Annotated in this window: 10 protein-coding genes; 5 read left to right on the forward strand and 5 right to left on the reverse strand. The window is 60.0% G+C overall.

Going from position 1 to position 10,106, the window contains the following annotated elements; genetic code table 11:
- Nucleotides 1–27: 27 nt before the first annotated feature.
- Genes Q8O69_RS03330 through hemJ form a run of 3 tightly spaced genes read right to left on the reverse strand, consistent with a single transcriptional unit; the run spans nt 28 to nt 2,699 of the window.
- Nucleotides 28–1,290: an alanine racemase gene (locus Q8O69_RS03330; RefSeq protein ID WP_305589538.1), complete on the reverse strand. Its 1,263-nt coding sequence runs from the start codon at nt 1,288–1,290 to the stop codon at nt 28–30.
- On the reverse strand, nt 1,287–2,249 hold the full coding sequence (locus Q8O69_RS03335; protein WP_305589540.1) for a nitronate monooxygenase family protein: 963 nt from the start codon (nt 2,247–2,249) through the stop codon (nt 1,287–1,289). The genes Q8O69_RS03330 and Q8O69_RS03335 overlap by 4 nt, the downstream gene beginning before the upstream one ends.
- Before the next feature lie 21 nt (nt 2,250–2,270).
- Entirely contained in the window at nt 2,271–2,699 is a 429-nt protein-coding gene (gene hemJ, locus Q8O69_RS03340; RefSeq protein WP_305589542.1) for a protoporphyrinogen oxidase HemJ, read from the reverse strand.
- 147 nt (nt 2,700–2,846) lie between these two features.
- Here hemJ and argC point away from each other — a divergent pair, with 147 nt between their 5' ends.
- From argC to erpA, 4 genes are all read left to right on the forward strand, one after another.
- Nucleotides 2,847–3,881: an N-acetyl-gamma-glutamyl-phosphate reductase gene (argC, locus tag Q8O69_RS03345; RefSeq protein WP_305589544.1), complete on the forward strand. Its 1,035-nt coding sequence runs from the start codon at nt 2,847–2,849 to the stop codon at nt 3,879–3,881.
- 53 nt (nt 3,882–3,934) lie between these two features.
- Nucleotides 3,935–4,612 carry a DUF6776 family protein gene (locus Q8O69_RS03350; RefSeq protein ID WP_305589546.1) on the forward strand — a complete coding sequence of 226 codons (678 nt, stop codon included), beginning with the start codon at nt 3,935–3,937 and terminating at the stop codon, nt 4,610–4,612.
- A gap of 9 nt (nt 4,613–4,621) precedes the next feature.
- Nucleotides 4,622–5,032, forward strand: a complete 411-nt coding sequence (locus Q8O69_RS03355) for a polymer-forming cytoskeletal protein (protein ID WP_275962424.1) — start codon at nt 4,622–4,624, stop codon at nt 5,030–5,032.
- Between the two features lie 76 nt (nt 5,033–5,108).
- Entirely contained in the window at nt 5,109–5,459 is a 351-nt protein-coding gene (erpA, locus tag Q8O69_RS03360) for an iron-sulfur cluster insertion protein ErpA (RefSeq protein WP_090256106.1), read from the forward strand.
- A 78-nt stretch (nt 5,460–5,537) separates the two neighbouring features.
- Here erpA and Q8O69_RS03365 read toward each other — a convergent pair whose 3' ends face one another.
- Together Q8O69_RS03365 and Q8O69_RS03370 are read right to left on the reverse strand one after the other, a co-directional pair.
- On the reverse strand, nt 5,538–6,629 hold the full coding sequence (locus Q8O69_RS03365) for an anhydro-N-acetylmuramic acid kinase (RefSeq protein WP_305589549.1): 1,092 nt from the start codon (nt 6,627–6,629) through the stop codon (nt 5,538–5,540).
- Nucleotides 6,630–6,632: 3 nt separating this feature from the next.
- Nucleotides 6,633–8,039, reverse strand: coding sequence for a peptidoglycan DD-metalloendopeptidase family protein (locus Q8O69_RS03370; RefSeq protein ID WP_305589551.1), 1,407 nt, complete (start codon nt 8,037–8,039; stop codon nt 6,633–6,635).
- Nucleotides 8,040–8,252: 213 nt separating this feature from the next.
- Between Q8O69_RS03370 and tyrS the strand changes: the two genes are divergently transcribed.
- Complete coding sequence (tyrS, locus tag Q8O69_RS03375) at nt 8,253–9,452, forward strand: tyrosine--tRNA ligase (protein ID WP_305589553.1); 1,200 nt, start codon at nt 8,253–8,255, stop codon at nt 9,450–9,452.
- Nucleotides 9,453–10,106: the final 654 nt, after the last annotated feature.

Genomic DNA, 10,106 nt, shown 5'->3' on the forward strand with positions numbered 1-10,106 from the left:
GCAAATGTGCAGGGGCCTAGAGGCGGTTCACGCTCTGCTGGCGGACCAGCTACCGACCAGGCGTCCGTTGCGTAGCAAGTAGAGCTGGTTGAACAGCTCGAACAGACCTTCCGAGCGTTGTGGGCGGAGAAACACCCAGTCATCGACCTGTAAGTCTGTGCCGGCTGAGCCGATCAGGCGTTCCTGGTTGGCGCTGCGGCCATACAGGGCGTCATAGCTGAGCCCTGCCGGGGACACTGGGGTTGCCGGCCATTGTCCGCCATACAGGTAATAAGCCTGCTGTCGATTGCGGTTCCAGCGTTGCAACAGCTGATGGGAGCTGTCGAGAAACGGCAACTGCCCCGGTAGCGCCTTGAGCACTGGGCTGGCGATCCACAGGGCGGCTTGTTGAGCGGCCAGCAGATCGCTGTCGAAATCACTGGGCTTAAGCAATGCGGAGCCGACCGCGACCTCATTCAAGGGCGTATCGAGCTTGGCATGCAGGGCATAGGTCAGGCTGCCTGCACCATTGAGCAGCGGCTGTTGCGGCCACAGCTCGTTGAATGCCGCAGCGCTGGCGATAAACGCGCGGTAACGCGCAGCGCTCTGGGCAAAGGCACTGCTTTGCCCGGTCCAGAATGGTGTATGGGCGAGATGGGCGTCATAACCCATCAGGCCGCGCACGCGTAGCCGGTTGGGCGTATTACGCAGCCAGGTGAGGGCGGTGCCGAGCTCGGCGGGCGTGGCAAAGCCGCCACGGGCCAGGCCGATGTCGATTTCAAAGGCAATCTGCAGCGGCTGGTTAAGGGCGTTGGCCAGGGCGGTGTATTCCTGCAGACGGGCCTGGCTATCGATCAGCCAGGTCAGCTGTTCGGCTGGGACAAAGCTGCTGCCTTGTGGCAACTGCTGGTAGAAACTCAGGGCCGCTGCGCTGGGCAAGGGCTTGCCGAGCAGCAGGTCGGACTGAGGAAAGCTCAACGCCAGTTGGTTGATCTGCGGCTGGTGGAACACCATAAAGCGTTGCGTGCCGAGCTTCTTCGCCAGGTAGTCGAGCAAGCCGGTGGAGGCCAGCGACTTGGCCACCAGGCGCAGCGGCAGTTGGCTACCGAGCTGACTCGCCAGCCGCTCGGCGTTCTGATCGAGGCGGTCGAGATCCACCACCAGCAACGGCAGCCCGGCCCCCGCACGCCGCAGCAATTGGTTGAGTGCAGCAAAGTAGGGCGTGTGGGGCTGGCCGAGATCACTCGGGCGCAGCGCCCAGCCACCTAACAGCCCCAGCGCGCTGAGACCGAGTAGATTGCGTCGCTTCATCGCGCCCAGCGTTGTTGCAGCTGCAGACTCTGCTTGAGGGCGGCGCGGTATTCGCTGTCGAGACGGGCGATCAGCTGCTCAACGCTGGGCAGGTCGCTGATATTGCCGACGCCCTGGCCGGCCGACCATACGGTTTTCCAGGCTTTGGCTTCTTCATCCATCGGTTTGAGCTTCTCGCCGTAGTTGACCTCGCCTTTGTTCTGCAGCTGCTTGAGGTCGTAACCGGCCAGCTCCAGACTCTGGCGCATAAAACTCGCCGGTACGCCGGAGACCGCCGGGGTGTGGATGATGTCGGCGGCTTTGGCGTCAAGAATCATCTGCTTGTAAGCGGCGGATGCGGCGTTTTCCTGGGTAGCGATCAGGCGGGTGCCGAGGTAGGCCAGGTCGGCGCCAAGCAGCTGCGCGGCCAGCACTTCGTGGCCCTGGTTAAGGCAGCCAGCCAACAGCAGGGTCTTGTCGAAGAACTGGCGGATTTCGGCGATCAGCGCAAACGGGCTCCAGGTGCCGGCATGGCCACCGGCGCCGGCGGCTACTGCGATCAGGCCGTCGACGCCCGCTTCGGCAGCTTTCTCGGCATGCCGGCGGGTGGTCACGTCGTGGAACACCAGGCCACCGTAGCTGTGCACTGCATCGACCACTTCTTTTACTGCGCCGAGGCTGGTGATCACGATGGGCACGCGCTGCTCAACGCAGATCGCCAGGTCCGCCTGCAGGCGCGGGTTGCTGCCATGCACGATCAGGTTGACTGCATAAGGCGCCGCGTCGCTGTTCAGGCCGGCTTCGATCTCTTGCAGCCAGTCCTTGAAACCGCTGCTCTCACGCTGGTTCAGCGCCGGAAAGCTGCCGACGATGCCGCTGTTGCAGCAGGCCAGAACCAGTTGCGGGTTGGACACCAGAAACATCGGCGCCGCGACGACGGGCAGGCGCAGGCGTTGTTCGAGCAGGGCTGGCAGCGACATGCAGTAATCCTCTTGGGGTATTTAGAACGGGCGAACCACGACCAGAATGACAATGCCGAGCAAGGCCAGCACGGGCGCTTCATTGAACCAGCGGTAGAACACATGGCTGCGCTGGTTCTCGCCACGGGCAAAGGCCTTGAGCTGGGCGCCGCAGATAAACTGATAGACCACCAGCAGCGCCACCAGGCTCAGCTTGGCGTGCATCCAGCCCTGGCTGAAGTAGTAGCTCGGGTTGAGGCTGAGCAGCCACAGGCCCAGGCCGACGGTAAGAATCAGCGACGGCCACATGATCCCGCGATAGAGCTTGCGCTCCATGATGCAGAAGCGCTCGCGGCTGACCGCGTCGGTGCTCATGGCGTGGTAGACGAACAGGCGCGGCAGGTAGAACAGGCCGGCGAACCAGCAGACCATGGCGATGATGTGCAGAGCCTTGAGCCACAGATAGAGCATTGTGCGCACTCGTTGCAGGAAAGTGCCCCCGATAGTAGTGGGCATGACCGCCTCCGTCATCACTGGCGGTGCTCAAGTGTTGGCCCCTGGCCGAAGCGGCCGTATCATCGGCAGCTTTCCACTGCTGGTATTGCAAAGGGGCAAGTGATGATCAAGGTCGGAATCGTCGGCGGCACGGGGTATACCGGTGTCGAGTTGTTGCGTTTGTTGGCGCAACACCCGCAAGCGCAGGTCGAGGTGATTACCTCGCGCTCCGAGGCCGGCATGCGTGTCGACGAGATGTACCCGAACCTGCGCGGTCATTACGACAACCTGGCGTTCAGCGTGCCGGACGTTGCTACCCTGGGCGCGTGCGATGTGGTGTTCTTCGCCACCCCGCATGGTGTTGCGCATGCCCTGGCCGGTGAGCTGTTGGCCGCTGGAACCAAGGTGATCGACCTGTCGGCCGACTTCCGCCTGCAGGATGCCGATGAGTGGGCCAAGTGGTACGGCCAGCCCCACGGCGCGCCGGACCTGCTGCCGGAGGCGGTTTACGGCCTGCCGGAAGTCAACCGTGAAGCGATCAAGCAGGCGCGTTTGATTGCTGTGCCAGGCTGCTATCCCACTGCCGCGCAGCTGGCGCTGATTCCGCTGCTAGAGGCCGGCCTGGCTGATACCACGCAAGTGATCGCCGACTGCAAGTCCGGGGTCAGCGGTGCGGGTCGCGGTGCCAGCGTGGGTTCGCTGTTCAGCGAAGCCGGCGAGAGCATGAAAGCCTACGGGGTGAAAGGCCATCGGCATCTGCCGGAAATCCGCCAGGGCCTGCGCCGGGCTGCGGGCCGGGATGTCGGTCTGACCTTTGTGCCGCACCTGACGCCGATGATCCGTGGTATTCACGCCACGCTTTACGCCACCGTGGTCGACCGCTCGGTGGACCTGCAGGCGCTGTTCGAGAAGCGTTATGCCAACGAGCCTTTCGTCGATGTGATGCCGGCTGGCAGTCACCCGGAAACCCGCAGTGTGCGCGGTGCCAACGTCTGCCGGATCGCCGTGCATCGGCCGCAGGATGGTGATCTGGTGGTGGTGTTGTCGGTCATCGACAACCTGGTCAAAGGCGCGTCGGGTCAGGCGGTGCAGAACATGAATATCCTCTTCGGCCTCGATGAGCGCCTGGGCTTGTCCCACGCGGCCATGCTGCCTTGACGGCGGGCTGGGAGGTTCGCCCAAGCGATCCGGGGCGTGCGCGGCGGCGGCGCATGCTCGTCTTGCTGCTGCTGCTGTGCATTCCGCTGGCGTTCTACGTCGGCGGTTGGTGGCAGCAGTACAGCCAGCCTGCAGTGGTTGAGGGGCAGGCGGCCGAGCCGGTGCGCGATGAGCAACTGCTGCGTGAGGTCGATGAGTTGCGTCAGCGCGTGGCGGTATTGAGCAGCGCGGAAAAGGTCAGCCTGCAAGCCAACGAGCAGAGCCGTCTGACCATCAAACTGTTGGAAGAACAGATCTATAAGCAGCAGCAGGATCTGGCCTTCTATAAAGGCGTGTTAGCGCCGGCCAGTCGTCGTGAAGGTTTGCGCATCAAGACCTTTGAGCTGCAGGCCACGGACAGGCCGGAGCATTTCCGCTACAAGATACTCCTTAGCCGCGTGGGCAAAGGTGAGACGCCGCTGGAAGGCCAGTTGCAGGTGTTGATCGTCGGCAAGCAGGGCGAGCAGGATGTCACGCTTGAGTTGGCGGCGCTGGGCGCAGACTTACCCGATGCCCTGCCTGGGCAGTCGATTGCTTTCGCCTTCAAGCACTTTCAGGCCATTCCCGAGGCCGGGCGTTTTGCTGAGCTGAAGTTGCCTGAGGGTTTTACCCCGCGCGAGATCAAGGTGCGTGCCGAGGTAAAAGGCGAGAAGCCTTTGCTGCGCACATTCAAATGGAACAAAGAGGAGTGACTGTTCCTTATGTGGAATAAAGACAAGGCGCGTACTGACGTGCAGCGTTTCGCGGGCAAGACCAGCCTGATTGCGGTGGGTGCCGAGCTGCATGGCGATTTGCGCTTTCAGGGCGCGGTACAGGTCGACGGCAAAGTCATCGGTAACTTGGTGGCCAGCGAGGGCATGGTGCGCGTCAGTGTGCAGGGCCGGGTTGAAGGTGAGATTCGCGCCCCCCATATAGTGATTGATGGTGAAGTGGTCGGCGATGTGCACGCCAGTGGCCATCTTGAGCTGGGCGCGCGGGCGCGGGTGCGTGGCAATCTGTATTACGCCCTGATGGAAATGGCCATGGGCGCGCAGATCGAGGGGCGCCTCTGTCGCTTGCAGGACGAGGCGCGGCCGTTGGAATTGCCAGAAACGTTGGATACCGCACAATAGTTGACCGCTTTTCTCGGGTAAGCGGATAATGCCGATCAGAATGCAGTATGGCGCGTAGCGCCGGGAGTTAATCAGCATGAGCGTCGAAACCTTCACCCCCAGCGCTATGCAATTTACGCAGGGCGCAGCGAACAAGGTGAAGAGCCTGGTCGATGAAGAAGGCAACCCGCGCCTGAAATTGCGCGTGTTTGTAACGGGAGGCGGTTGTTCCGGTTTCCAGTACGGCTTCACCTTTGATGAAGAAGTGGCCGAGGATGACACCATCATCGAGCGTGAAGGCGTGAGCCTGGTGGTCGACCCGATGAGCTTCCAGTACCTGGCAGGTGCCGAAGTCGATTATCAGGAAGGTCTGGAAGGTTCGCGATTTGTCATCAACAACCCGAACGCCACCACCACCTGCGGTTGCGGTTCTTCGTTCTCGATCTGATCTTCAGATTGTTCAAGCTAACGCCGTGCCTTGCGCACGGCGTTGTCGTTTGTGGGGCTAGCAGATTGGCGCGTGCGCTTAGGCGGGGTAGATCGCGCCAAGTACACGCAGGCCGCGTGCGCCGGTGACGCTAGGCCGGTTGGCGGGAATGCCGTCCAGGCAGCAGTGCGCGAGCCAGGCAAAGGCCATGGCCTCAACCCAATCGGCCGGCACGCCCTGCGCATCGGTACTGCTCACCTGACTGTTTGGTAGCAACTGCGCAAGGCGCTGCATCAACGTGTGGTTGTGTGCGCCGCCGCCGCATACCAGCAACATCTCGGTGTTCTGCTGAGCGGCCTTTAGGGCTTCGGTAATGCTGGTGGCGGTCAGTTCCAGCAGGGTTGCTTGCACGTCAACCGGCGCAAACGCTGGCAGGCTCTGTAGCTGCTGATCCAGCCAGGCAAGGTTGAACAACTCGCGCCCAGTGCTCTTTGGGCCCTGAGTTTGGAAGTAGGGATCACTCAGCAAGGCTTGCAGAAGCTGCGCCTGTACCTGGCCGCTGGCAGCCCACTGGCCATCCTGGTCGTATGTCAGGCCTTGGTGGCGCTGAATCCAGGCGTCCAGTAGTACGTTGCCCGGGCCGCAGTCGAAGCCATGCACCGGGCGTTCAGGCTCAAGCAGGCTGAGGTTGCTGAAACCGCCAATGTTGAGGATCGCGCGGGTGCTGTTCTCGCTGGCAAACAATGCCTGGTGAAACGCCGGAACCAGCGGCGCGCCCTGGCCGCCTGCAGCAACATCGCGGCGGCGAAAGTCGCTGACCACGCTGATGCCAGTCAGCTCAGCGAGCAGGGCGGGGTTGCCGATCTGTACAGTGAAGCCGCGCGCAGGCTCATGGCGCACGGTCTGGCCATGGCTGCCGATGGCGCGAACACTGTGTGCGGGTATGCCGTGCTGCGCCAGTAAGTCATTGATGCCTTGCGCTGCGAGTGCAACCCACTGCTGTTCGGCGATAGCCGCGCGGGCCAGCTCATCTGGGCCGGAAGCGCACAGGCTGAGTAAGCTGCTGCGCAGTTCGTCTGGCATGGGTAGGTAGCGGGTGCCAAGCAGGCGGGTGCTGTGTTCTTGCTCGATCAGCGCAATGTCCAGGCCATCCAGGCTGGTGCCGGACATCACGCCGAGGTAGAGGGGCATGGCTTAGCGCTGATTGTTAAGGGCAAGCATGGTGGACTTCTCTTTGTCCATTTGCGCCATCAGCGGCTTGCTCAGCTGCATAAAGCGGGCTTTTTCGCTGCTGGCGATCGGGTCGGCCATTGGCAGCTTCTGGCTCAGCGGGTCGACGTGCACGCCGTTGACCTGGAATTCATAGTGCAGGTGCGGTCCGGTGGACAGGCCGGTGGTGCCGATGTATCCGATGATCTGGCCCTGCTTGACGTTGCTGCCGCTGCGGATGCCCTTGGCAAAGCCGTTCATATGGGCATACAGGGTGCGGTAGCGTTGACCGTGCTGAATGATCACCGCATTGCCGTAGCCGCCGTGACGACCGGCCAGGGTAACTCGACCATCGCCGGCTGCCTTGATGGGGGTGCCGCGTGGAGCGGCGTAATCCACGCCCTTGTGCGCGCGAATCTTGTTCAGTACTGGGTGGCGGCGTCCTGTGGAAAAGCGCGAGCTGATGCGGGCGAAATCCACCGGGGTGCGGATAAAGGCTTTGCGCATGCTCTCGCCATTGGCGTTGTAATAGCTGCTGTTGCCCTGCTTGTTGGTGTAGCGCACAGCGGTGTAGGTCTTGCCGCGGTTGGTGAAACGGGCGGAGAGAATATTGCCGGTGCCAACCTGCTTGCCGTTGACCACTTTCTTTTCGTAGATCAGCTCGAACTCATCACCTTCACGAATATCCATGGCGAAGTCGATGTCGTAGCCGAATACGTTGGCCAGATCCATGGTCAGGCTGTGCGACAGGCCGGCGCGTTTGGCCGAGAGAAACAACGAGCTCTTGATCACGCCGTGGCTGTAGGTGGTTTGAACTTCTGGCTTGACCAGCTCACGCTTGAAGCTGAAGCCTTTCTCGCTTTTGGCCAGAGCAATACTTTCCAGGTCGCTGAGCTTGCTGTGCAGGCTTTCAAGCTCACCGTCAGTGCTCAGTTTGAACTCAAGTGCCTGGCCTACTTTCAGGCGTGTCAGCTGCTTGGCTTCTTTGCTGCTGTTAAGCACGGCATGCAGAGTGGTCGCACTCAAGCCGACCTTGGCAAATACCGTAGACAGCGTGTCACCGTTCTCTACGCGAACAATACGTTGTAGTGGGTCGGTTTCTGGCGGCTCTTCAACCTGCGCGGCTTGCGGCTCATTATCTGTCGGTGTATCGGCGGCGGCTGTGTTGGCGAACGGCGATTGGAGCGTCTGCGAGGCGGCAGAGTCAGGCTCGTCCTGCAGCTCGGCGTATTCTGCGCCGTTATCCAGCTCAAGGTTTATGTAGGTTTTCTTTGCTTCAACTTCGCGGGAGGGGAATACCAGTAGGGCTAGGCTCAGTAGGGCGGCGACGCCACTGGCCGCCAGAATATGGCTTTTCGGATACAGGGGCGGCGCTTTAGTTGTAGAGGTCATAGGCTGCTTTTTGACTTTAAAAATGAAAAGAAATAGATAAACGAAATGATGAATATGCAGTAACTGTATAAAATATAACCAAATCGCTAGCTAGGCAACCCCGGTTGTCGCAAGGTGGTCTTAGCGTAGGCGGGGTGGCCGGCAGAACTTGTGATTTGTCTGCGATCTTGTATGGTTGGTTCCCTTTTGTTTTGAGTGGTCGTGAGTCCTGTCATGAAGTCGGTTGAAGAGCAGTTGGCGCTGATCAAGCGTGGCGCGGAAGAGGTTCTGGTTGAGGCCGAACTGGTTGAGAAGCTCAAGCGTGGTCAGCCACTGCGTATCAAGGCCGGTTTTGATCCTACGGCGCCGGATCTGCACCTCGGGCACACCGTGCTTATTAATAAGCTGCGTCAGTTCCAGGAGTTGGGCCATCAGGTGATTTTCCTGATCGGCGACTTCACGGGAATGATTGGTGATCCAAGCGGTAAAAGCGCCACGCGTCCGCCGCTGACCCGCGAGCAGGTGTTGGACAACGCGGAGACCTACAAGACCCAGGTGTTCAAGATTCTCGACCCGGCGAAAACCGAAGTCGCCTTCAACTCCACCTGGATGGACAAGATGGGGCCGGCAGACTTCATCCGTCTGACCTCGCAGTACACCGTGGCGCGCATGCTTGAGCGTGACGACTTCAGCAAGCGCTACTCGACCAATCAACCGATTGCTATCCACGAGTTCCTCTATCCACTGGTGCAGGGGTATGACTCGGTCGCCTTGCAGGCGGATGTTGAGCTGGGCGGTACTGATCAGAAGTTCAACCTGCTGATGGGGCGCGAGCTGCAGCGCTCCTATGGCCAGGCGTCGCAGTGCATCGTCACCATGCCGTTGCTTGAAGGATTGGATGGCGTGAAGAAGATGTCCAAATCACTGGGCAACTATATAGGTATCCAGGAAGCCCCTGGCGTCATGTACAACAAGCTGGTCTCCATGCCGGACGCTTTGATGTGGCGCTATTTCGAGCTGCTCAGCTTCCGCTCTATGGAAGAGATCGAGCAGTTCAAGCGTGATGTCGAGCAGGGTGCCAATCCTCGCGATATTAAAATCAAGCTGGCCGAAGAGATCGTCGCGCGCTTCCATGGTGAAGAGGCGGCGCTTAGCGCTCATCGCTCGGCGGGCAATCGTATGAAGGAAGGCGAGCTGCCTGAGGGTCTGCCAGAGATCGAGGTTCTGTCGGCTGAGGATATGCCGATTGCCGCGCTGCTTAATAAGGCAGGCTTGGTGAAGAACGCTGCAATGGCGCGTGATCTGTTGGGCTCCGGCAGTGTGCGCGTGGATGGTGAGGTGGTAGATCGCTCCTATATATATAAGGTAGGTGCTGTGCACGTCTGCCAGGCGGGCAAGAAAGCGTTCGCGCGTATCACGCTTAAGGCCGAGTAATCGGTTGCACGCTTGCGTGATGGTTGCGACAAAGCCGTTGAGGCGTCAGCTTCAACGGCTTTGTCGTTTCTGCAGGCGGCGCGCAGGTAGTGGGGGCTGCAGCCCTTGATTTCGTGGCTATTGAAACAAAAGCATAACAATCGATTGACCTTCGTTCGGCAGTCCCTATAATGCGCAGCTCTTCAGGCGTGTGCGGCTCCTTATACTTCTTATAAAACAAGAAGTTAGATTTGAAAAAGGAGTTGCAAAGCAGCGAAAGTGGCGTAGAATGCGCCTCCTCTTCAGGAGGTGGTGTTTGAGTCTGGAGGGGTTCGGTCAGGTTGATCGGAGGCGGTAAAAGAGGCGGTTGACAGCGGTTTGAAACGCTGTAGAATTCGCCTCCCGCTGACGAGAGGCTAGATGTTGATCGGAGGCGCAAGTGGTTGAGATTGAAAAGAAATTTTCGAAATCACTTGACGGAGAATGAGGCTGCTGTAGAATGCGCGCCTCGGTTGAGACGAAAGGCTTAACCATCCGCTCTTTAACAACTGAATCAAGCAATTCGTGTGGGTGCTTGTGAGGTAAGACTGCTAGTCGCAAGATTATCAGCATCACAAGTTACTCCGCGAGAAATCAAAGATGTAACCAACGATTGCTGAGCTAAGTTTAGGGTTT

It is taken from the genome of Pseudomonas sp. (genome assembly GCF_030690725.1).
Classification (GTDB): Bacteria; Pseudomonadota; Gammaproteobacteria; order Pseudomonadales; family Pseudomonadaceae; genus Aquipseudomonas.

Bases quoted from the DNA above. Each gene is read 5' to 3' on its own strand.
- Q8O69_RS03330 (WP_305589538.1), bottom strand. From the start codon at position 1,290: ATGAAGCGACGCAATCTACTCGGTCTCAGCGCGCTGGGGCTGTTAGGT.
- Q8O69_RS03335 (WP_305589540.1), bottom strand. From the start codon at position 2,249: ATGTCGCTGCCAGCCCTGCTCGAACAACGCCTGCGCCTGCCCGTCGTC.
- hemJ (WP_305589542.1), bottom strand. From the start codon at position 2,699: ATGCTCTATCTGTGGCTCAAGGCTCTGCACATCATCGCCATGGTCTGC.
- argC (WP_305589544.1), top strand. From the start codon at position 2,847: ATGATCAAGGTCGGAATCGTCGGCGGCACGGGGTATACCGGTGTCGAG.
- Q8O69_RS03350 (WP_305589546.1), top strand. From the start codon at position 3,935: ATGCTCGTCTTGCTGCTGCTGCTGTGCATTCCGCTGGCGTTCTACGTC.
- Q8O69_RS03355 (WP_275962424.1), top strand. From the start codon at position 4,622: ATGTGGAATAAAGACAAGGCGCGTACTGACGTGCAGCGTTTCGCGGGC.
- erpA (WP_090256106.1), top strand. From the start codon at position 5,109: ATGAGCGTCGAAACCTTCACCCCCAGCGCTATGCAATTTACGCAGGGC.
- Q8O69_RS03365 (WP_305589549.1), bottom strand. From the start codon at position 6,629: ATGCCCCTCTACCTCGGCGTGATGTCCGGCACCAGCCTGGATGGCCTG.
- Q8O69_RS03370 (WP_305589551.1), bottom strand. From the start codon at position 8,039: ATGACCTCTACAACTAAAGCGCCGCCCCTGTATCCGAAAAGCCATATT.
- tyrS (WP_305589553.1), top strand. From the start codon at position 8,253: ATGAAGTCGGTTGAAGAGCAGTTGGCGCTGATCAAGCGTGGCGCGGAA.